This is a genomic window from Streptococcus sp. FDAARGOS_520, assembly GCF_003812685.1.
Lineage (GTDB): Bacteria > Bacillota > Bacilli > Lactobacillales > Streptococcaceae > Streptococcus > Streptococcus agalactiae.
Genome location: NZ_CP033810.1, coordinates 1,698,958 through 1,719,749 on the forward strand (window position 1 = coordinate 1,698,958; position 20,792 = coordinate 1,719,749).

The 20,792-nt window shown below is 35.6% G+C and carries 21 protein-coding genes; 17 read left to right on the forward strand and 4 right to left on the reverse strand.

Annotated elements, in window-relative coordinates; genetic code table 11:
* Position 1 precedes the first annotated feature (1 nt).
* From EGX96_RS09145 to ftsY, 7 genes are all read left to right on the forward strand, one after another.
* Positions 2-811 carry an MBL fold metallo-hydrolase gene (locus EGX96_RS09145; protein WP_001289497.1) on the forward strand — a complete coding sequence of 270 codons (810 nt, stop codon included), beginning with the start codon at positions 2-4 and terminating at the stop codon, positions 809-811.
* A 2-nt stretch (positions 812-813) separates the two neighbouring features.
* A complete protein-coding gene (locus EGX96_RS09150) occupies positions 814-1,182 on the forward strand; it encodes a YbaN family protein (RefSeq protein ID WP_000719384.1) in 369 nt (122 codons plus the stop codon).
* Between the two features lie 175 nt (positions 1,183-1,357).
* On the forward strand, positions 1,358-2,044 hold the full coding sequence (gene rnc, locus EGX96_RS09155; protein ID WP_000661526.1) for a ribonuclease III: 687 nt from the start codon (positions 1,358-1,360) through the stop codon (positions 2,042-2,044).
* A gap of 7 nt (positions 2,045-2,051) precedes the next feature.
* Positions 2,052-5,591 carry a chromosome segregation protein SMC gene (gene smc, locus EGX96_RS09160; protein ID WP_000478794.1) on the forward strand — a complete coding sequence of 1,180 codons (3,540 nt, stop codon included), beginning with the start codon at positions 2,052-2,054 and terminating at the stop codon, positions 5,589-5,591.
* A 90-nt stretch (positions 5,592-5,681) separates the two neighbouring features.
* Positions 5,682-6,479, forward strand: coding sequence for a Cof-type HAD-IIB family hydrolase (locus tag EGX96_RS09165; protein ID WP_000594101.1), 798 nt, complete (start codon positions 5,682-5,684; stop codon positions 6,477-6,479).
* Positions 6,479-7,303: a Cof-type HAD-IIB family hydrolase gene (locus EGX96_RS09170; protein ID WP_001280060.1), complete on the forward strand. Its 825-nt coding sequence runs from the start codon at positions 6,479-6,481 to the stop codon at positions 7,301-7,303. The genes EGX96_RS09165 and EGX96_RS09170 overlap by 1 nt, the downstream gene beginning before the upstream one ends.
* Positions 7,303-8,913 (forward strand): signal recognition particle-docking protein FtsY, encoded by a 1,611-nt coding sequence (ftsY, locus tag EGX96_RS09175; RefSeq protein ID WP_000522267.1) that lies wholly within the window; start codon positions 7,303-7,305, stop codon positions 8,911-8,913. Before EGX96_RS09170 ends, ftsY begins: the two co-directional genes overlap by 1 nt.
* 36 nt (positions 8,914-8,949) lie before the next feature.
* Here the strand turns inward: ftsY and EGX96_RS09180 are convergent, their stop codons facing one another.
* Genes EGX96_RS09180 through EGX96_RS09190 form a run of 3 tightly spaced genes read right to left on the reverse strand, consistent with a single transcriptional unit; the run spans position 8,950 to position 10,798 of the window.
* Positions 8,950-9,762, reverse strand: coding sequence for a TIGR03943 family putative permease subunit (locus EGX96_RS09180; protein WP_000617813.1), 813 nt, complete (start codon positions 9,760-9,762; stop codon positions 8,950-8,952).
* A complete protein-coding gene (locus tag EGX96_RS09185; protein ID WP_000350891.1) occupies positions 9,762-10,664 on the reverse strand; it encodes a permease in 903 nt (300 codons plus the stop codon). Before EGX96_RS09185 ends, EGX96_RS09180 begins: the two co-directional genes overlap by 1 nt.
* A gap of 5 nt (positions 10,665-10,669) precedes the next feature.
* The gene (locus tag EGX96_RS09190) at positions 10,670-10,798 is read right to left on the reverse strand and encodes an SPJ_0845 family protein (protein ID WP_001018624.1); all 129 of its coding nucleotides are present in this window, start codon (positions 10,796-10,798) and stop codon (positions 10,670-10,672) included.
* 132 nt (positions 10,799-10,930) lie between these two features.
* Here EGX96_RS09190 and EGX96_RS09195 point away from each other — a divergent pair, with 132 nt between their 5' ends.
* From EGX96_RS09195 to EGX96_RS09235, 8 genes are all read left to right on the forward strand, one after another.
* Positions 10,931-11,974: an LLM class flavin-dependent oxidoreductase gene (locus EGX96_RS09195; RefSeq protein WP_000571059.1), complete on the forward strand. Its 1,044-nt coding sequence runs from the start codon at positions 10,931-10,933 to the stop codon at positions 11,972-11,974.
* 104 nt (positions 11,975-12,078) lie between these two features.
* Positions 12,079-14,241 (forward strand): Tex family protein, encoded by a 2,163-nt coding sequence (locus EGX96_RS09200; RefSeq protein WP_000429384.1) that lies wholly within the window; start codon positions 12,079-12,081, stop codon positions 14,239-14,241.
* Positions 14,204-14,662 carry a SprT family protein gene (locus EGX96_RS09205; RefSeq protein ID WP_000366646.1) on the forward strand — a complete coding sequence of 153 codons (459 nt, stop codon included), beginning with the start codon at positions 14,204-14,206 and terminating at the stop codon, positions 14,660-14,662. The genes EGX96_RS09200 and EGX96_RS09205 overlap by 38 nt, the downstream gene beginning before the upstream one ends.
* An 80-nt stretch (positions 14,663-14,742) precedes the next feature.
* Positions 14,743-15,006, forward strand: a complete 264-nt coding sequence (locus EGX96_RS09210; protein ID WP_000842478.1) for a PspC domain-containing protein — start codon at positions 14,743-14,745, stop codon at positions 15,004-15,006.
* A 227-nt stretch (positions 15,007-15,233) separates the two neighbouring features.
* A complete protein-coding gene (gene hprK / locus EGX96_RS09220; RefSeq protein WP_000301753.1) occupies positions 15,234-16,169 on the forward strand; it encodes an HPr(Ser) kinase/phosphatase in 936 nt (311 codons plus the stop codon).
* Positions 16,162-16,935 (forward strand): prolipoprotein diacylglyceryl transferase, encoded by a 774-nt coding sequence (gene lgt / locus EGX96_RS09225; RefSeq protein ID WP_047200344.1) that lies wholly within the window; start codon positions 16,162-16,164, stop codon positions 16,933-16,935. Before hprK ends, lgt begins: the two co-directional genes overlap by 8 nt.
* Positions 16,936-16,949: 14 nt before the next feature.
* Complete coding sequence (locus EGX96_RS09230; protein WP_000569599.1) at positions 16,950-17,348, forward strand: DUF948 domain-containing protein; 399 nt, start codon at positions 16,950-16,952, stop codon at positions 17,346-17,348.
* Complete coding sequence (locus EGX96_RS09235; protein ID WP_000039971.1) at positions 17,345-17,776, forward strand: YtxH domain-containing protein; 432 nt, start codon at positions 17,345-17,347, stop codon at positions 17,774-17,776. The genes EGX96_RS09230 and EGX96_RS09235 overlap by 4 nt, the downstream gene beginning before the upstream one ends.
* 40 nt (positions 17,777-17,816) lie before the next feature.
* Here the strand turns inward: EGX96_RS09235 and EGX96_RS09240 are convergent, their stop codons facing one another.
* Entirely contained in the window at positions 17,817-18,092 is a 276-nt protein-coding gene (locus EGX96_RS09240; RefSeq protein ID WP_000097985.1) for a DUF3270 domain-containing protein, read from the reverse strand.
* A gap of 339 nt (positions 18,093-18,431) precedes the next feature.
* On the opposite strand from EGX96_RS09240, the gene EGX96_RS09245 reads away from it, so the two are divergent.
* Positions 18,432-19,358 (forward strand): peptidase U32 family protein, encoded by a 927-nt coding sequence (locus tag EGX96_RS09245; RefSeq protein WP_000411251.1) that lies wholly within the window; start codon positions 18,432-18,434, stop codon positions 19,356-19,358.
* Positions 19,359-19,487: 129 nt separating this feature from the next.
* On the forward strand, positions 19,488-20,774 hold the full coding sequence (locus tag EGX96_RS09250) for a peptidase U32 family protein (protein WP_000073157.1): 1,287 nt from the start codon (positions 19,488-19,490) through the stop codon (positions 20,772-20,774).
* The last annotated feature ends 18 nt before the right edge of the window (positions 20,775-20,792 follow it).

Consider the following 20,792-nt stretch of genomic DNA (forward strand, 5'->3'; position numbering starts at 1 on the left):
CATGTCAGAAATAGGATTTAAATATAGTATCTTAGCTTCAGGTTCAACTGGAAATTGTTTTTATATTGAGACACCCCAAAAACGTCTTTTAATTGACGCTGGTTTAACAGGCAAGAAAGTGACTAGCCTTCTTGCAGAAATTAATCGTAAACCAGAAGATTTAGATGCTATACTAGTTACCCATGAACATTCTGACCACATTAAAGGTGTTGGCGTATTGGCTAGGAAATATCACCTTGATATTTATGCCAATGAGCAGACGTGGAAAGTTATGGATGAGCGTAACATGTTAGGCAAAGTTGATGTTAGTCAAAAGCATGTTTTTGGACGCGGTAAAACCTTAACTTTCGGGGATTTAGATATTGAGAGCTTTGGTGTAAGTCATGATGCTGTGGATCCCCAATTTTACCGTATGATGAAAGATGATAAGAGCTTTGTGATGTTGACAGATACAGGATATGTTAGCGACCGAATGGCAGGCTTGATTGAGAATGCAGATGGTTATTTGATCGAGTCAAATCACGACATTGAGATTCTACGTTCGGGTTCTTATCCTTGGACACTTAAGCAACGTATTTTATCAGATAAAGGACATTTATCTAATGAAGATGGTTCAGAAACCATGATTCGCACTATAGGTAACCGTACTAAACACATCTATTTAGGACACTTGAGTAAGGAAAATAATATTAAGGAACTTGCTCACATGACTATGGAAAACAATTTAATGAGAGCTGACTTTGGTGTGGGCACAGATTTTTCTGTTCACGATACTTCACCTGATTCAGCTACCCCACTGACGAGGATTTAAGATTGAAAAAGATTTTTTACATTAGTTTAGGATTTATTAGTTTAGGGATAGGCATTGCAGGTATTGTCTTGCCGGTAGTTCCAACGACTCCATTAGTATTGCTTTCAGCTTTTTGCTTTTCGAGAAGCTCTGAAAAATTTGATATTTGGTTGCGTCAAACTAAAGTTTATAAATACTACGCTGCAGATTTTGTTGAAAGCAGAAGTATTGCCCCAGCGCGTAAAAAGTCAATGATTTGGCAAATTTATATCTTGATGGGAATTTCAATCTATTTTGCTCCTCTAATGTGGCTCAAACTGGGATTATTGATTGGAACTATTGTAGGAACTTATGTGCTTTTTTATGTAGTACCTGATAAAATTGATGAATAGTTAACAAGAGACTAGGTGTGTATCCTAGTCTTTTGTTGAATATTCAAATATGTAATTAAGGAAACGTTTTCTTTGGAAGATAGGTTTAACTTCCAAAATGTTTGATTATTTGTCAACTGTGGTATAATGGTATTTGTTTAATATTTTATCTATGATTGAAATCAAGGAGAAAAAAATGAAAGAATTAAGATCAAAGCTGGAAAAAGACTATGGTATTGTTTTTGCTAATCAAGAATTATTAGATACAGCTTTTACCCATACATCATACGCAAATGAGCATCGCCTCCTAAACATTTCACATAATGAACGTTTGGAATTTTTAGGAGACGCTGTTCTACAATTACTTATTTCACAGTATCTTTTTACAAAGTACCCTCAAAAGGCAGAAGGTGATTTATCAAAATTACGTTCAATGATTGTTCGTGAGGAAAGTCTTGCAGGTTTTTCACGTCTATGTGGCTTTGATCACTATATTAAACTTGGAAAAGGAGAAGAAAAATCTGGTGGACGTAATCGTGACACTATTTTAGGAGATTTATTTGAGGCTTTTTTAGGAGCTTTATTATTAGATAAAGGTGTTGAAGTGGTTCATGCCTTTGTTAACAAGGTAATGATCCCTCACGTTGAAAAAGGGACCTATGAGCGTGTTAAAGATTACAAGACAAGCTTGCAAGAATTACTTCAATCTCATGGGGATGTAAAAATAGATTATCAAGTTACTAATGAAAGTGGTCCAGCACATGCAAAGGAATTTGAGGTGACTGTATCTGTCAACCAAGAAAATTTGAGCCAAGGAATTGGACGATCAAAGAAAGCTGCTGAACAAGACGCTGCCAAAAATGCTTTAGCAACGTTACAATGAGGAAATCATGTTTTTAAAAGAAATTGAAATGCAAGGCTTTAAGTCCTTTGCGGATAAAACTAAGGTAGAATTTGATCAAGGAGTTACTGCTGTTGTAGGTCCAAATGGATCAGGTAAAAGTAATATCACAGAGAGTTTACGTTGGGCATTGGGAGAATCAAGCGCAAAAAGTTTACGAGGAGGTAAGATGCCAGACGTTATATTTGCTGGTACAGAAAATCGTAAGCCCCTTAATTATGCGCAAGTGAGTGTTACTTTAGATAATAGCGACCATTTTATCGAAAATATAGCTGACGAAGTTCGAGTTGAACGTCGTATTTTTCGAAACGGAGATAGTGAATATTTAATAGATGGACGCAAAGTTCGCTTACGTGATATTCATGATTTATTTATGGATACTGGATTAGGAAGAGATTCTTTTTCTATTATTTCCCAAGGACGCGTTGAAGCTATTTTTAATAGTAAACCAGAAGAGCGCCGTGCCATATTTGAAGAAGCCGCTGGTGTTCTGAAATACAAAACACGTAAGAAAGAAACACAATCCAAATTAGAACAAACTCAAGGGAACTTAGATCGCTTAGAGGATATTATTTATGAATTGGACATGCAAGTCCAACCATTAGAAAAACAAGCAAGTATTGCCAAGCGTTTTTTAGTATTAGATGAGGAACGACAAGGACTCCACTTATCTATTTTGATTGAAGATATTTTACAACATCAATCAGATTTAACTACTGTTGAGGAAAAGCTATTGACAGTAAGAAAAGAGTTAGCAACTTATTACCAACAACGTCAGTCCCTTGAAGATGAAAATCAATCGTTAAAACAGAAACGTCACCATTTATCTGAAGAAATTGAGGCTAAACAGTTAGCTCTTTTAGACGTTACAAAGTTAAAGTCAGATTTGGAACGCCAAATTGATCTGATTCGTTTAGAGTCAAACCAAAAGGCTGAAAAAAAAGAAGAGGCAGGTCAACGCTTAGCAGAGTTAGAAATTAAAGCTAAAGATTGTAGTGACCAGATTACCCAAAAAAATATAGAGTTAACTACTCTGTCGGAAAAAATAGCCCAAATAAGATCAGAAATTGTTAGTACAGAAAGTTCCTTGGAGCGTTTTTCAACTAATCCGGATCAGATTATTGAAAAACTTCGAGAAGACTTTGTTACCTTGATGCAAGAAGAAGCCGACACTTCAAACGCTTTAACAGCTTTACTAGCTGATATAGAGAATCAAAAACAAGCTTCTCAAGCTAAATCTCAAGAAATACAAGAAGTTAGCAAAAATTTAGAAGTATTAAAAAGTAACGCAAAGGTAGCATTGGAACGATTTGAGGCTGCAAAGAAGAATGTTCGTCAGTTATTATCTCACTACCAAGATTTAGGTCAAACCTTGCAAAATCTAGAAGGTGAGTATAAGAATCAGCAGTCAATTTTATTTGATCATTTAGATGAAATCAAATCAAAGCAAGCACGTATTTCGAGTTTAGAATCTATTTTGAAAAATCATAGTAATTTCTATGCTGGAGTGAAGTCAGTTCTACAGGCTAAGGACCAGCTTGGAGGTATCATAGGTGCTGTTAGTGAGCATCTTAGCTTTGACAAACATTACCAAACAGCATTGGAGATAGCTTTGGGAGGTAGCAGCCAACACATCATTGTTGAAGACGAGAGTGCTGCCAAACGTTCAATTGCTTTTTTAAAGAAAAACCGCCAAGGTAGAGCGACATTTCTGCCTTTAACTACAATAAAACCAAGAGAATTAGCACAACATTATCTCTCAAAATTACAAAGTTCTCAAGGGTTTTTAGGAATAGCTAGTGAATTGGTAACCTATGATCAACGCTTGTCAAACATTTTTAAAAATAACTTAGGGTTAACTGCTATTTTTGATACGGTTGATAATGCTAATGTAGCTGCGAGACAATTGAATTATCAAGTACGTTTAGTAACCTTAGATGGAACAGAGTTACGCCCTGGAGGGTCGTACTCAGGGGGAGCAAATCGTCAAAATAATACTGTTTTTATCAAGCCTGAATTGGATAATCTAAAAAAAGAATTGAAACAGGCACAAAGTAAACAATTAATTCAAGAAAAAGAAGTTGCCACATTGTTAGAGCAACTCAAAGAGAAACAAGAAACCTTAGCACAACTTAAGAATGATGGAGAACAAGCTCGTCTTGAGGAACAAAGAGCTGATATAGAGTATCAACAACTATCAGAAAAGCTTGCTGATTTAAATAAACTATATAATGGCTTGCAATTAAGCAGCGGGGCGTTGGAACAAACTACTTCTGAAAATGAAAAAAATCGTTTAGAAAAAGAACTTGAACAATTTGCTATTAAAAAAGAAGAGTTGACAACTTCAATTGCTCAAATTAAGGAAGATAAAGATTCAATTCAAGAAAAAGTCAATAATCTAACAACATTATTGTCAGAGGCACAGCTAGAAGAACGTGATTTGCTAAACGAGCAGAAATTTGAACGTGCCAACTGTACACGTCTAGAGATTACCTTGTCTGAAATAAAACGTGACATTAGTAATTTACAAACATTACTAAGCCATCAGGACAGTCAATTAGACAAAGAAGAGCTTCCACGTATAGAAAAACAGTTGCTACAAGTAAATAATAGAAGAGAAAATGACGAAGAAAAGCTTGTGAGTCTCCGTTTTGAATTGGAGGATTGTGAAGCTGCTTTAGATGATTTAGCTGCTTCTCTGGCTAAAGAGGGACAAAAAAATGAAAGTCTTATTCGTCAGCAAGCTCAATTAGAGTCACAATGTGAACAATTATCTCAACAATTGATGATATTCTCACGTCAATTATCAGAAGACTATCAGATGACATTGGATGAAGCGAAGGTAAAAGCAAATGTCTTGGAAGATATTTTGATGGCGCGTGAACAATTGAAATCTCTACAAGCTAAAATTAAAGCTTTAGGACCTGTTAATATTGATGCAATTGCTCAATTTGAAGAAGTTCATGAACGATTGACCTTCCTTAACACACAGCGAGACGACTTAGTTCATGCCAAAAATTTATTACTAGAGACGATTACAGATATGGATGATGAAGTTAAGACTCGTTTTAAATCGACATTTGAAGCCATTCGTCATAGTTTCAAAGAAACCTTTGTACAGATGTTTGGTGGAGGTTCTGCGGACCTTATTCTGACAGAAGGTGATTTATTATCAGCTGGGGTTGATATTTCGGTTCAACCTCCTGGTAAAAAAATCCAGTCTTTAAACTTGATGTCAGGTGGTGAAAAAGCATTATCAGCGTTAGCATTATTATTTGCCATTATCCGTGTTAAGACAATTCCATTTGTCATCTTGGATGAAGTTGAGGCCGCTTTAGATGAAGCAAATGTTAAGCGATTTGGCGATTATCTTAATCGATTTGATAAATCAAGTCAATTTATCGTTGTTACTCACCGAAAAGGGACTATGTCTGCTGCTGATAGTATCTATGGGGTAACGATGCAAGAATCAGGCGTTTCCAAAATTGTTTCTGTAAAATTAAAAGAAGCTCAAGAAATGACCAATTAGAAAACAGAAGGGGATCTCTTCTGTTTTTTGGATTTTCAGCCTTATTTTATGTTACAATAGTAAATGTAAACCCTTTAGTTAGGAGATTCCATGATAAAATTAGTAGCAACCGATATGGACGGTACATTCTTAGATGAAAACGGTACCTATGATAAAAAACGTTTAGCAAATGTGCTAAAAAAATTTAAAGAACAAGGAATTGTCTTTACGGCAGCAAGTGGGCGTTCCTTATTATCACTTGAACAATTATTTGCTGACTTTCGTGATCAGATGGCTTTTATAGCAGAAAACGGAAGTGCAGCAGTCTTATTTAATCGCTTGGCATATGAACAGCACTTGAGTCGAGAACAATACTTAGATATTATTGACCATTTGAGTAAGAGCCCTTATATGGAGAATAATGAATATGTCTTATCTGGCAAGGATGGTGCATATATTCTAAGTGATGCCAATCCAGATTATATTGAATTCATCACTCATTATTATGATAATTTGCAAAAAGTTTCTCACTTTGAAGATGTTGATGATATTATTTTCAAAGTAACGGCTAACTTTACTGAAGAGACTGTTAGACAAGCTGAGGAGTGGGTAAATCAAGCTATACCGTATGCCACAGCAGTGACAACAGGTTTTAAATCCATTGATATTATTCTAAGCTCAGTTAATAAACGAAATGGTTTAGAGCACCTCTGTGAACAATACGGTATTAGAGCAGAAGAAGTCTTATCTTTTGGTGACAATATTAATGATTTAGAAATGCTAGAGTGGTCAGGAAAAGCTATCGCAACAGAAAATGCTAGACCAGAAGTTAAAGAGATAGCAGATTGTATTATAGGTCATCACAATAATCAAGCTGTAATGGCTTATTTAGAAAGTATGGTGGATTAATGTCGGATATTAAAATACTTGCCTTAGATTTAGATGGCACTTTATTTACAACAGATAAGAAAGTTTCAGAAGAAAATAAAGTGGCCTTAAAAGCAGCTAGAGAAAAAGGTATAAAAGTTGTTATTACAACAGGGCGTCCTTTAAAAGCAATTGGTAATTTGTTAGAGGACCTAGAGTTAGTATCTGATGAAGATTACAGCATTACTTTTAACGGTGGTTTAGTTCAACAAAATACAGGGAAAATCTTAGCTAAAACTGCAATGACACGACAAGAAGTGGAAGATATCCATGAGGAGTTGTATCAAGTGGGTTTGCCAACAGATATCTTAAGTGAGGGAACGGTATATAGTATCGCTAACAAGGGACACCATTCTCAATATCATTTAGCCAACCCGCTCTTAGAATTTATAGAAGTTGATGATTTAGAGCAAGTGCCAAAGGATGTAGTTTATAATAAAATTGTTAGTGTTATTGATGCTACATATCTTGATCAACAAATTGCTAAACTTCCTGATAGACTTAAAGTTGACTATGAAATGTTTAAATCACGTGATATCATTTTAGAATTGATGCCTAAAGGTGTTCATAAAGCAGTCGGCTTAGAACTACTGACAAAACACCTTGGGTTAGATAGTAGTCAAGTTATGGCAATGGGAGATGAAGCAAATGATTTATCAATGCTAGAGTGGGCAGGCTTAGGAGTTGCAATGGCTAATGGTATTCCAGAAGCTAAGGCAATAGCAAAAGCGACAACTATTTGTAATAACGATGAGTCTGGAGTCGCCGAAGCAATTGGGAAATATATTTTAAGTGAGGAAAATTAATGGGATTATTTGACCGCCTATTTGGACATAAGAAAAAAGATAAAGAACCAGAAATTGAAGCATCAGAATCTGTTGTTTTAGAAGATGAAGATTCAGTTATTGATAAAGAGGAGGGCAGCAACTTTTCGAAGGAGTCAACTTTGAATCGAACCTCTGAAGTCCCTGTTGCAGAAGATGATTCTTTCTTAGAATTAGAAAGAGATACAGCATTGTCAGAATCACATCAACCAGTTACCTCTGAAATTCATCCTTTAGAGTCAGAAGATACCGATGAAATTCCTGTAAAAGAAGACGATAGTTTTTTAGAACTAGAAGATAGGGCTAAGACAAAGGTAGCAGATACTTCTGAGGTAGAAAATGTAGTTCCTGATTCCACGACTCTTTCTGACAATGTTTCTGCTAAATCTGAGGCATCTTTTAGTGATAAGGAGCAATTAAGTGATAGTCAGGCTTCAGATCAGTTTTCAGAAACTCCCCTTCAAGAAGAGATGTCTAGTGGAAAAACTGAGGTACAAACAGAGTCAGAGGATACATCTGCGGCTGATGCTTTTTTAGCAGATTACTATGCTAAACGTAAAGCAATTGAGAAAGAAATCTCGTCTAATTCGCTGTCAACAGATGAGTCAGAATTTTCTGAGGCACAGGAAGTTTTATCGCAATCACAGGCAGACACTATAAAAGCTGAGAGTCAAGAGGAAAAATATAATCGTAGCCTGAAAAAAACACGCACAGGTTTTAGTGCACGCCTTAATGCTTTCCTTTCTAACTTCCGTCGTGTTGACGAAGAGTTCTTTGAAGAATTAGAAGAAATGTTAATCTTATCTGACGTTGGGGTAAATGTTGCAACACAGTTAACCGAAGATCTTCGTTATGAAGCAAAATTAGAGAATGCCAAGAAATCAGAGGATTTAAAACGTGTTATCGTTGAAAAATTAGTTGAAATCTACGAAAAAGATGGTATTTATAATGAGGCTATCAATTTCCAAGAAGGTTTAACCGTAATGCTTTTTGTAGGTGTTAATGGTGTTGGAAAAACGACATCTATAGGTAAGTTAGCTCATCAATACAAGTCTCAAGGGAAAAAAGTTATGTTAGTAGCAGCTGATACTTTCCGTGCAGGTGCTGTGGCTCAACTAGTAGAATGGGGACGCCGTGTTGATGTACCAGTTGTCACTGGAGAAGAAAAAGCAGATCCGGCTAGCGTTGTCTTTGATGGCATGGAAAAAGCCGTTGCTCAAGGCGTTGATGTCTTGTTAATTGATACAGCAGGACGTCTGCAAAATAAAGAAAACCTTATGGCAGAGTTGGAAAAAATTGGACGTATTATTAAGCGTGTCGTACCTGATGCTCCCCACGAAACTTTGCTTGCTTTAGATGCATCTACAGGACAAAATGCTTTAAGTCAAGCTAAAGAGTTCTCGAAAATTACACCATTAACTGGCCTTATTCTGACTAAAATTGATGGTACTGCTAAGGGTGGTGTGGTACTGGCTATTCGTCAAGAACTAGATATTCCTGTTAAATTCATTGGTTTCGGCGAAAAAATCGATGATATTGGTGAATTTAATTCAGAAGATTTCATGCGTGGCCTTCTGGAAGGAATTTTATAAGAAAAAAGAACTTTCATTTAGAAAGTTCTTTTTATATTAAAAGACACGATAAACATAAGGATTATTAGCTTTAGAAACTTGACGAGACTCTTCAATGTGTAAGACTGGTAAGTTTTGTTGTAACAATTGATTATACTCGGATTTAATTGTACCTCTAACAGTTACCCAAGTATTGTCCGGATAACTTTTTTGATTTCCAGTCGTTAGTAGACCATAAACTCCTGAATCGGCAATACAATGAATGATTCCAAAGCGGAAAATAAATTGATATCCTTCGTGTTTGGGTTCGTTATAAACAAACCCAGTATATTGTATTTGGCGATCCATGAATTGCTCGGGATAGAGATAAATTAGTTCCATAACTTCCATGTAATTTTCAGTTGTGATGGTTAATGTACCAGAGCCTTTATATTTTTTAAGCTCTTTTTGCATTTCTTTTTCATAGGCTGAAGAAGTAAAATAAGTGCTGGTATCTGGTTTCAAATATTGAACGCGTGTCCCATCTTGACTTACAGTACCAGTAGAGCCGGCTGCTAGAGGGAAATTATATCCCTTGGCAGAGACTGTGGTTGAGTCTAAACTAACTGTAGGTACTAACAAACCTACTAAAACGGGAAATACTAAAATCATTGGGCTTGTTGATTTAGCTATTTTACCATGTAGGTGACTATGCATTTTCATATTTTTAACCCAAATAATTAGCTGTACAATTGCTAAAATAAAAGATAGGACCATTGAAATATAGGCCAAATAGGTATAATGAGTATTAATATACTGATTTAGTTTACCTGATAACTTTAAATACATGCTTAATTCAAAATAACCAGCAAGAATAAGAAATCGAATCATTATATTACCCCCACAAATAAACAATAGATAATAATAATAAGAGAAGATACACTAATGAATTGGACAATAAACCTTGTTTTAAAAGAATTTACCATCATCATTAAATTCTTAATATCAATCATGGGTCCAATTAAAAGGAAAGCCATCACTGGCGCGATTCCAAAGGTTGATAATAAAGAAGCACCTATAAAAGCGTCAGCTTCACTACACAATGACAAGATGAAAGCAAGCAACATCATAACTAAGATGGCTGTGATAGGGCTATGTCCGATAGTAGTAAGAACTCGAGTTGGTAAATAAATTTGCATAGCTGAAGCAATTAAAGTACCAAATACTAGATAGCGTCCTGTATCAAAAAATTCATCGATGGCATGAGCTAAGGCTAGAAAGATTTTTTGATACCACTTCTTATCAGAATAATCATGAAAATGAGTAGGTTTAGCGTCTTCTTTTAGAATATTATCATCTACTAAAAAGGCAAGCATGACTCCTAAAGCAATGGCTACAATGGTAGCACCTACAAAGCGTAATATCAGGAAGCGTATGGAATTTCCAAATGCTGAGTAGGTCGCAAATAAAACAATAGGATTAATAATAGGGGCAGTAGCAAGAAACGGAACTGCCGTGTATGAAGGCACTTTCTTTTCAAGGAATCGATTAATAATAGGAATGATACCACATTCGCAAGAAGGAAAGACAAAGCCAACGAAGGTTCCAAATAAGACTCTGAGAAATTTATTTTTCGGTAAGAACTTATTGACTATATCAGGTGTTATAAAGACTTCAATAATTCCTGATAAAATAGTTCCAAGCAAAACAAAAGGAAGTGCCTCAATAATAATGGAAATGAAAATGGCAAACCATTGAAGGACACTATCCGGTAATTGATTAAAGATATCCATAGAACTTAATCTTTCTGAGAATCATCTTTCTGTTCAGGTTTTGAATCAGAATCAACTTTTTTAGGTTTTGGTACTTTAGCAAAACTAGCGAACATACTTTCTAAGTCATCTTGACGTTTGTGCGTAATAGCCATTAATGGCACCTCTTTCTTTATATAATAACCTATTATACTATATTAGCTTATTTTTAACATAAAAAAACAAATCGATTGGAAATGATACTATATAGTGATAAAATGTTATTAGTAGATTGATGAGGTAAGATTATGATTGAATTAGGTATTACAACATTCGGAGAGACAACAATCCTTGAAGAAACAAACCAAAGCTATTCACATCCTGAGAGGATTCGCCAATTAGTTGCTGAGATTGAACTAGCTGATCAAGTTGGTTTAGATGTATATGGTATTGGAGAGCACCATCGTGAAGATTTTGCGGTCTCTGCACCCGAAATTGTCCTAGCAGCAGGAGCGGTTAGAACTAATAATATCCGTTTATCTAGTGCAGTAACGATTCTCTCTTCCAATGATCCTATTCGCGTCTACCAGCAATTTTCAACGATTGACGCACTTTCAAATGGTAGAGCAGAAATTATGGCAGGGCGTGGTTCCTTTATTGAGTCTTTTCCATTGTTTGGATACGATTTAGCGGATTATGATGATTTATTTAATGAAAAAATGGATATGTTGTTAGCAATTAACTCAGCGACAAATCTCGATTGGAAAGGTCATTTGACACAAACAGTTAATGAGCGACCAATTTATCCAAGAGCATTACAGAGACAGTTACCAATATGGGTGGCAACAGGAGGAAATGTTGATTCTACAATTCGTATTGCAGAACAAGGTTTGCCAATTGTTTATGCAACTATTGGTGGGAATCCCAAAGCATTTCGTCAATTGGTCCATATTTATAAAGAAGTTGGTAGTCGTAATGGACACAAACCAGAACAACTAAAAGTTGCTGCTCACTCTTGGGGATGGATTGAAGAGGATAATCAAACCGCTATTGACCGTTATTTTTTCCCTACGAAACAGACCGTCGATAATATTGCTAAGGGACGCCCTCATTGGTCTGAAATGACCAAAGAGCAGTATTTACGTTCAGTAGGTCCAGAAGGTGCTATTTTTGTAGGAAGTCCTGAAGTGGTTGCACATAAAATTATAGGACTTGTTGAAGCACTTGAGTTAGACCGTTTTATGTTACATCTACCAGTTGGCTCTATGCCTCACAAAGACGTCCTAAATGCTATCAAACTTTATGGTAAGGAAGTAGCACCAATTGTTCGAAAATATTTTGAAAAGAATTAAAGCAGATCTGGTCTGTTTTTTTATTGTTAGATTATAAAAACGCTATCTTGAAATCGCTTTTTAAAACTCTTCGTAAGTCAAAAATATGCTATAATAAAAGCGTTATGGAAAATTTAAATATTACACAAATTGCTATTGATTTAGGTATTAAAGCGTCACAAATCGAAAAGGTTTTAGAATTAACAGATGAAGGAAATACTATTCCTTTTATTGCCCGTTATCGTAAAGAAATGACAGGTAATTTGGATGAAGTTCAAATCAAATCAATTATTGACCTTGATAAGAGTATGACAGCTCTTTCAGATCGTAAAACTACGGTCTTAGCCAAAATTGAAGAACAAGGAAAGTTGACTCAAGAACTCAAAAAGGCTATTGAAGAAGCAACTAAACTAGCAGATGTTGAGGAACTCTACCTACCTTATAAAGAAAAACGTCGTACGAAAGCTACGATTGCACGTGAAGCAGGTCTTTTTCCTTTAGCACGTCTTATTTTACAAAATAAGGATAACCTTGAGGAAGAAGCTCAAAACTATCTTACAGATGGTTTTGAGACAACTACGAAGGCACTTTCTGGAGCAGTAGATATTCTTATCGAAGCTTTTTCTGAGGATAATAAATTACGTTCATGGACATATAATGAGATCTGGAACTACAGCTCAATCACTGCAGTTGTTAAAGATGAGTCACTTGATGAAAAACAGGTCTTCAAAATCTACTATGACTTTTCTGAAAAAATAAGTAAACTCCATGGCTATCAAGTTTTAGCATTGAATCGTGGTGAGAAAATGGGTGTTCTTAAGGTTAATTTTGAGCATAACCTTGAAAAAATGTTTCGCTTTTTTGCTGTTCGATTTAAAGAAACTAGCCAATATATAGATGACCTTATTGTACAGACTGTCAAGAAAAAAATCGTTCCAGCTATGGAACGCCGTATCCGTACAGAACTAAGTGAAGGAGCAGAAGATGGTGCAATTTCACTGTTTTCAGAGAATCTTCGTAACTTATTGTTAGTCTCACCGCTTAAGGGGAAAATGGTGTTAGGTTTTGACCCTGCCTTTCGTACAGGAGCAAAATTAGCAGTAGTAGACCAAACTGGAAAATTAATGACAACACAAGTGATTTATCCAGTTCCTCCAGCTAATCAAGCAAAAATCGAACAATCAAAAATAGAGTTAGCAAAACTTATCAAAGAATTCAATATAGAAATTATTGCTATAGGGAATGGAACAGCGAGTCGTGAATCAGAAGCATTTGTTGCAGAAGTTTTACAAGATTTTCCAGACGTATCCTATGTGATTGTTAACGAAAGTGGTGCCTCTGTTTATTCAGCCTCAGAATTGGCACGTCATGAATTTCCAGACTTAACGGTTGAAAAACGTTCGGCCATCTCAATTGCAAGACGTCTGCAAGACCCATTAGCAGAACTAGTCAAAATTGATCCAAAATCTATTGGTGTGGGTCAATATCAACATGATGTTAGCCAAAAAAAATTAGCAGAAAATCTTGATTTTGTTGTTGAAACTGTAGTTAACCAAGTAGGTGTTAATGTTAATACAGCAAGTCCAGCCTTGTTAGCTCATGTTTCAGGTTTAAATAAAACAATATCTGAAAATATTGTTAAATATCGTGAAGAGAATGGGCAAATTAAGTCACGTGCTGAAATTAAGAAAGTGCCCAGATTAGGAGCAAAAGCTTTTGAGCAAGCTGCTGGATTCTTACGTATTCCTAATGCTAAAAATTTCTTGGATAATACAGGTGTTCACCCTGAGTCTTATGAAGCTGTTAAAAAGTTGCTTGACCAACTGACTATCAAAGAATTAGATGATCTTGCTAAAGAGAAGTTACAAAACCTTGACTTAATTGCAACAGCAGAAAGTATTGGGGTAGGTCAAGAAACATTAAAAGACATTATAGAAGATCTTTTGAAACCAGGTCGTGATTTGCGTGATGATTTTGAAGCGCCTGTTTTGAGACATGATGTTTTAGATGTCAGTGATTTAAAAGTTGGACAGGAATTGCAAGGAACTGTTCGAAACGTCGTTGATTTTGGTGCTTTTGTTGATATTGGTGTTCATGAAGATGGTCTAATCCACCAGTCTCGCCTTATTAAGCGAAAACGCGATAAAAAAACTAGAAAAATGCCTCCTTTACAACATCCAAGCAAATATCTCTCTGTTGGTGATATTGTAACTGTTTGGGTTGTAGAGGTAGATGCGGAGCGTAGCAGAATTGGACTTAGTCTTATCAAGCCAGACGGACTTGACTAATTATGTTAAGAAGGTGTCTATAGAAGATTTTGGATGTCAGTTTTTACATACTGCACATTGGAATAATCGCTTAAGAACAACTGGAGGACGCTTCTTTCCAAACGATAGACACCTTGACTTTAATCCCAAAATTTATCGTGAGTTTGGTATTGATATTTTTCGTAAGATTGTAAGACATGAGCTTTGCCATTATCATCTCTATATACAAGGTAAAGGATATCAACATAGGGATAAAGCTTTTAAAGAGTTACTAGAAAAAGTCGATGGCTTACGATATACCCCTAGAGTTACGGCTGTTAAAGTGAATTATCATCATTACTCTTGCCAATCTTGCGGTCAAGTATACCGACGTAGGAGACGTGTTAATTTACGCAAGTTTGCTTGTGGTTATTGTCATGGTCGCTTGATAGAGAGTTTTTAAAATCAGTCGTAAGGCCTATTTAATTTTACTGTCAAAGTAGTTATAATTAAAATATAGAGTAGATAGAAAGAAGGATAGGTATGAAATCAAGCTTCTACAAACAACGAAAAGGTAAGTTGGTCTGCGGTGTTGTCGCCGGTCTAGCTGATAAGTATAACTGGGATTTAGCTCTTTCACGGGTGTTGATTGCACTGATTTTGTATTTTACCAAATTTGGTCTTTTGCTATATATTTTATTAGCTGTTTTCTTACCCTATAAAGAAGATATTATTGAAACAAGAAGACAAGGTCCCAGAAGACGTAAAGATGCTGAACCTGTTGATGATGACGGTTGGTTCTGGTAATTCATATAAAGGAGATTTGCTAGATGAATCTCCTTTTTTCTTAGCTTTATTTAGACCACTTTTTCAAAATATCTTCTTTTTTTCAGAAAAACGCGTTAGCGCTTACTTTTAGTAAAAAGTATGATATAATGTGGGTGTAAATTAATGAAAGTGTTTAGTACCTTTGCTCAACTTTAAATTGTAGGGTATAGCAATAGGGATATTCACTTTTATAAGAAGGAGTAAGTATGGCAGTTACTGTTCAAATGTTAGTTGACCGCTTAAAGTTAAATGTCATCTATGGTGATGAACATCTATTATCTAAGCGGATTACAACAGCTGACATTTCACGTCCTGGTCTAGAAATGACAGGGTATTTTGATTATTATGCACCAGAGCGTTTGCAACTTGTTGGTATGAAAGAGTGGTCATATTTAATGGCTATGACAGGACATAATCGTTATCAAGTGTTACGTGAAATGTTCCAAAAAGAAACACCAGCTATTGTTGTAGCACGTGATTTAGAAATTCCAGAAGAGATGTATGAGGCGGCTAAAGATACCGGTATTGCTATTCTTCAAAGTAAGGCCCCTACAAGTCGTTTATCAGGTGAAGTTTCTTGGTATTTAGATTCTTGCTTAGCTGAGAGGACAAGTGTTCATGGTGTCTTGATGGATATCTATGGTATGGGTGTTCTGATTCAAGGTGATTCCGGTATTGGTAAGAGTGAGACAGGACTAGAGCTAGTTAAGCGAGGACATCGTTTGGTAGCAGATGATCGTGTTGATGTTTATGCTAAAGACGAAGAGACGCTTTGGGGAGAGCCTGCTGAGATATTACGTCATTTACTTGAAATTAGAGGTGTGGGAATCATTGATATTATGAGCCTATATGGAGCTAGTGCGGTTAAAGATTCATCGCAAGTGCAATTAGCTATATACCTTGAAAACTTTGAAACTGGAAAAGTTTTTGATAGACTCGGGAATGGCAATGAAGAGATCGAATTATCTGGAGTTAAGGTTCCTCGGATACGTATTCCTGTTAAAACAGGCCGAAACGTGTCAGTAGTTATTGAAGCAGCGGCTATGAATCACAGAGCTAAACAAATGGGGTTTGATGCTACCCAGACTTTTGAGGATCGTTTAACACATTTGATTAGTCAGAACGAGGTCAATGATGATTAATCCAGTAGCAATACGATTAGGCCCCTTTTCTATTCGCTGGTATGCTATTTGCATAGTGTCTGGTATGTTGTTAGCAGTTTACTTAGCAATGAAAGAGGCCCCTCGTAAGAACATTAAGTCGGATGATATTCTAGATTTCATTCTCATGGCTTTTCCACTATCCATTGTTGGAGCTCGTATTTATTATGTTATCTTCGAATGGGCTTATTACTCTAAGCACCCAGTAGAGATTATCGCCATCTGGAATGGCGGTATTGCTATTTACGGAGGGTTAATTACCGGGGCCATTCTCCTTGTGATTTTTTCATATCGTCGCTTGATTAAACCCATTGATTTTCTGGATATTGCTGCTCCAGGAGTGATGATTGCCCAAGCCATAGGTAGGTGGGGGAATTTTATTAATCAAGAAGCATACGGTAGGGCAGTAAAAAATCTGAATTACGTACCAAACTTTATAAAAAATCAAATGTATATTGATGGAGCTTACCGAGTACCTACATTTTTATATGAGTCTCTTTGGAACTTCCTAGGTTTTGTCATCATCATGTCTATTCGTCATCGACCGCGCACTTTAAAACAAGGTGAAGTGGCATGTTTTTATTTAGTTTGGTATGGATGTGGACGGTTCATTATTGAAGGGATGAGGACAGATAGCCTTTATTTGGCGGGTTTGCGCGTGTCACAATGGTTATCAGTTATTTTAGTTATTATCGGAATTGTCATGATTATTTATCGTCGTCGTGAACAACATATTTCATATTATTAAACAGAGGAGGTATTATGATAGAAATTGCTGTATTAATTATTGCCATTGCGTTTGTTGTTTTAGTTTTAGGAATACTTTTCGTTCTGAAAAAAGTATCAGAAACGATTGAGGAAACCAAGCAAACTATTAAAGTATTAACAAGCGATGTTAACGTGACTCTTTACCAAACTAATGAAATTTTAGCCAAAGCTAATGTTTTAGTTGATGATGTTAATGGTAAAGTATCTACTATTGATCCTCTTTTTGTAGCTATTGCTGACTTATCAGAATCTGTATCTGATTTAAACCTACAGGCAAGACATATTGGACAAAAGGCAAGTAGTGCAACCTCAAGTGTTACTAAGGCAGGTTCAGCTTTAGCTATTGGAAAAGCGGCTTCAAAAATTTTTCGTAAAAAAGGAGACAAAAAATGAGTAAATTATTTAAAACTTTAGTTATCAGTGCTGCATCAGGTGCAGCAGCAGCTTATTTTTTAACAACAAAAAAAGGAAAAGAGCTAAGGAAAAATGCAGAAAAATTCTATGGAGAATATAAAGAAAATCCAGAAGAATATCATCAAATAGCTAAAGATAAAGCAAGTGAATATTCAAATTTAGCTGTTGATACTTTTAAAGATTATAAAGGTAAATTTGAATCAGGTGAATTGACAACAGAGGATATCGTCTCAGCCGTTAAGGAAAAAAGCGGAGAAGTAGTTGACTTTGCTAATGATTTTGTCAATCAAGCTAAATCAAAATTCTCAGACGAGGATACTGCTAAAAAAGAAGATAAGGCTCCTGAAACAAAAGTAGAAGATATTGTCATTGATTATAAAGAAAACACAGAAGATAAAGAAAAATAAAAAAGAAGCTACTATAAGTAGCTTCTTTTTTATGAGATTTTTATTGTCTGAGTGACCAAATGAATGAAGAGACTGCAGATGTAACTGCTAGACTTGCCAGCATCGCTAGTAAGAAACTCCAGACAGGTGTTAAACTTAGTGCTAGTAATAAGAAAGAGATTAGCACAGTGGTTATACTGAAGAGAGCGATACGAGCAAAAAAGACTAGCTCACGCAACTTAGCACTGTGATCAAATTCTTGAAATACTTGAAATTTTGGTTGAGCTTGCTCTGTTTTGCTTTCGTGAGTTTGCTCTTGCTTAAGTGGTGATGACATAGCTTTCTCCTTTGATACTAGCATATCATATCACAAATAATAGAGTTTGTCACTAGTTTTTTGATACTATGAGTTAAAATAAAGGTTTTTTCTCAAAAAAACCAAAACATTGCCCATATTAGTAGTAGAATACTAAAAGTATTTTTTACTACTTTCCTTACTTTTTTAAATTGGAAAAGAAAAAATAGATATAATTTTATATAATATTACAATACTATATTTTTTCTTATCTGATAGTGCTTAACCTCTAAAGTGATATAATTTTCGAAAAGAATATTTTTATTTATTCTTGTCAAGAAATATGCTTAAAAATGCTGAAAGTTTGTTATAATACTAATTATGGAAAAAATAATTTTGACAGCGACAGCTGAATCTATTGAACAAGTAAAGCAATTGCTAGCAATAGGAATTGACCGCATCTATGTAGGGGAAGAAAATTACGGTCTTCGTTTACCACATTCATTTTCAGACGATGAATTGCGTGAAATCGCTAAATTAGTACATGATGCTGGTAAAGAATTGACAGTAGCTTGTAATGCACTCATGCATCAAGAGATGATGGATAATATCAAACCATTTTTGGAGTTGATGAAAGAAATTAATGTGGATTATTTGGTAGTTGGTGATGCAGGAGTATTTTATATCAACAAGCGTGATGGTTATAACTTCAAACTTATCTACGACACTTCTGTCTTCGTTACATCAAGTCGTCAAGTTAATTTTTGGGGACAACATGGAGCAGTAGAAACGGTTTTAGCACGTGAAATACCTTCTGAAGAACTTTTTAAGATGTCTGAGAATCTTGAATTTCCTGCTGAGATTTTAGTTTATGGGGCTTCTGTAATTCATCACTCTAAGCGTCCGTTATTGCAAAACTATTATAATTTTACTCATATCACTGATGAAAAAACACGTGAGCGTGGTCTTTTTTTAGCAGAACCAGGTGATCCAGAAAGTCACTATTCTATTTACGAAGATAAGCATGGGACTCATATTTTTATTAACAATGATATCAATATGATGACTAAAGTGACTGAACTAGTTGAACATCACTTTACTCACTGGAAATTAGATGGTATTTATTGTCCAGGAGATAATTTTGTTGCTATTGCTGAAATTTTTGTCGAAACAGCTCGTTTGATTGAAAATGGAACATTCACTCAGGATCAGGCTTTCTTGTTTGATGAACGAATTAGAAAACTGCACCCTAAAGGACGTGGTTTAGATACTGGATTTTATGATTTTGACCCATCAACAGTAAAATAAGATTTATTTGCTACGTGAAAGTTTTCTATTTCAAAGCGTAGCCAATTACACTAAGAACTGCATATCGATTGGTATGTTAATTAAGATAGAAAATAATTCTTTTATCTTGAAAATAGAAGGAAATATAAGATGTCTAATGTAAAAAAACGCCCTGAGGTTTTATCACCTGCAGGAACACTAGAAAAATTAAAAGTTGCTATTGATTATGGAGCAGATGCTGTATTTGTTGGAGGTCAAGCGTATGGTCTTCGAAGTAGAGCTGGTAACTTTTCTATGGAAGAGTTACAAGAGGGAATAAACTATGCTCATGCAAGAGATGCTAAAGTTTATGTAGCGGCTAATATGGTTACTCATGAAGGTAATGAGCTTGGGGCAGGTCCGTGGTTTCGTGAATTACGTGATATGGGACTAGATGCAGTCATTGTTTCAGATCCTGCTCTTATTGTTATTTGTGCTACAGAAGCACCAGGCTTAGAAATTCATTTGTCAACTCAAGCCTCTTCCACGAACTATGAAACTTTTGAATTTTGGAAAGAGATGGGGCTTACTCGTGTCGTATTAGCACGTGAGGTTACTATGGCAGAGTTGGCTGAAATCAGGAAGAGGACAGATGTTGAGATAGAAGCATTTGTTCATGGCGCGATGTGTATTTCATACTCAGGACGATGTGTTCTATCAAACCATATGAGCCATCGTGATGCTAATCGTGGCGGTTGCTCTCAGTCATGTCGTTGGAAATATGACCTCTACGATATGCCATTTGGACAAGAACGTCAATCGTTAAAAGGCGAGATTCCAGAACCTTTCTCAATGTCAGCTGTGGATATGTGTATGATTGAGCATATTCCAGATATGATTGAAAATGGTGTAGATAGTTTAAAAATAGAAGGACGTATGAAATCCATTCATTATGTTTCTACAGTAACTAATTGCTATAAAGCTGCTGTAGATGCCTATATGGAAAGTCCAGAAGCTTTTGAAGCTATTAAAGAAGACTTGATTGATGAACTTTGGAAGGTTGCACAACGCGAATTAGCAACAGGTTTCTACTACCATACACCAACTGAAAATGAACAACTCTTTGGAGCTCGTCGTAAAATTCCTCAATACAAATTTGTTGGGGAAGTGGTTTCATTTGACAATGCTAAAATGGAGGCTACAATTCGTCAGCGTAATGTTATTATGGAAGGAGATCGCGTAGAATTCTATGGTCCTGGCTTCCGTCACTTTGAATGTTTTATTGATGGTCTGCGTGATGCTGAAGGAAATAAAATAGACCGTGCTCCAAATCCGATGGAATTATTAACCATAACATTACCAAATCCAGTAAAAAAAGGGGATATGATTCGTGCTTGTAAAGAAGGATTAGTGAACCTTTATCAAAATGATGGTACTAGCAAGACTGTAAGAGCTTAGATACTTTTATAACTATTT

Coding starts and splice junctions, on each gene's coding strand:
- EGX96_RS09145 (WP_001289497.1), top strand. CDS start 2: ATGTCAGAAATAGGATTTAAATATAGTATCTTAGCTTCAGGTTCAACT.
- rnc (WP_000661526.1), top strand. CDS start 1,358: ATGAAAGAATTAAGATCAAAGCTGGAAAAAGACTATGGTATTGTTTTT.
- smc (WP_000478794.1), top strand. CDS start 2,052: ATGTTTTTAAAAGAAATTGAAATGCAAGGCTTTAAGTCCTTTGCGGAT.
- EGX96_RS09165 (WP_000594101.1), top strand. CDS start 5,682: ATGATAAAATTAGTAGCAACCGATATGGACGGTACATTCTTAGATGAA.
- EGX96_RS09170 (WP_001280060.1), top strand. CDS start 6,479: ATGTCGGATATTAAAATACTTGCCTTAGATTTAGATGGCACTTTATTT.
- ftsY (WP_000522267.1), top strand. CDS start 7,303: ATGGGATTATTTGACCGCCTATTTGGACATAAGAAAAAAGATAAAGAA.
- EGX96_RS09180 (WP_000617813.1), bottom strand. CDS start 9,762: ATGATTCGATTTCTTATTCTTGCTGGTTATTTTGAATTAAGCATGTAT.
- EGX96_RS09185 (WP_000350891.1), bottom strand. CDS start 10,664: ATGGATATCTTTAATCAATTACCGGATAGTGTCCTTCAATGGTTTGCC.
- EGX96_RS09190 (WP_001018624.1), bottom strand. CDS start 10,798: ATGGCTATTACGCACAAACGTCAAGATGACTTAGAAAGTATGTTCGCT.
- EGX96_RS09195 (WP_000571059.1), top strand. CDS start 10,931: ATGATTGAATTAGGTATTACAACATTCGGAGAGACAACAATCCTTGAA.
- EGX96_RS09200 (WP_000429384.1), top strand. CDS start 12,079: ATGGAAAATTTAAATATTACACAAATTGCTATTGATTTAGGTATTAAA.
- EGX96_RS09210 (WP_000842478.1), top strand. CDS start 14,743: ATGAAATCAAGCTTCTACAAACAACGAAAAGGTAAGTTGGTCTGCGGT.
- hprK (WP_000301753.1), top strand. CDS start 15,234: ATGGCAGTTACTGTTCAAATGTTAGTTGACCGCTTAAAGTTAAATGTC.
- lgt (WP_047200344.1), top strand. CDS start 16,162: ATGATTAATCCAGTAGCAATACGATTAGGCCCCTTTTCTATTCGCTGG.
- EGX96_RS09230 (WP_000569599.1), top strand. CDS start 16,950: ATGATAGAAATTGCTGTATTAATTATTGCCATTGCGTTTGTTGTTTTA.
- EGX96_RS09235 (WP_000039971.1), top strand. CDS start 17,345: ATGAGTAAATTATTTAAAACTTTAGTTATCAGTGCTGCATCAGGTGCA.
- EGX96_RS09240 (WP_000097985.1), bottom strand. CDS start 18,092: ATGTCATCACCACTTAAGCAAGAGCAAACTCACGAAAGCAAAACAGAG.
- EGX96_RS09245 (WP_000411251.1), top strand. CDS start 18,432: ATGGAAAAAATAATTTTGACAGCGACAGCTGAATCTATTGAACAAGTA.
- EGX96_RS09250 (WP_000073157.1), top strand. CDS start 19,488: ATGTCTAATGTAAAAAAACGCCCTGAGGTTTTATCACCTGCAGGAACA.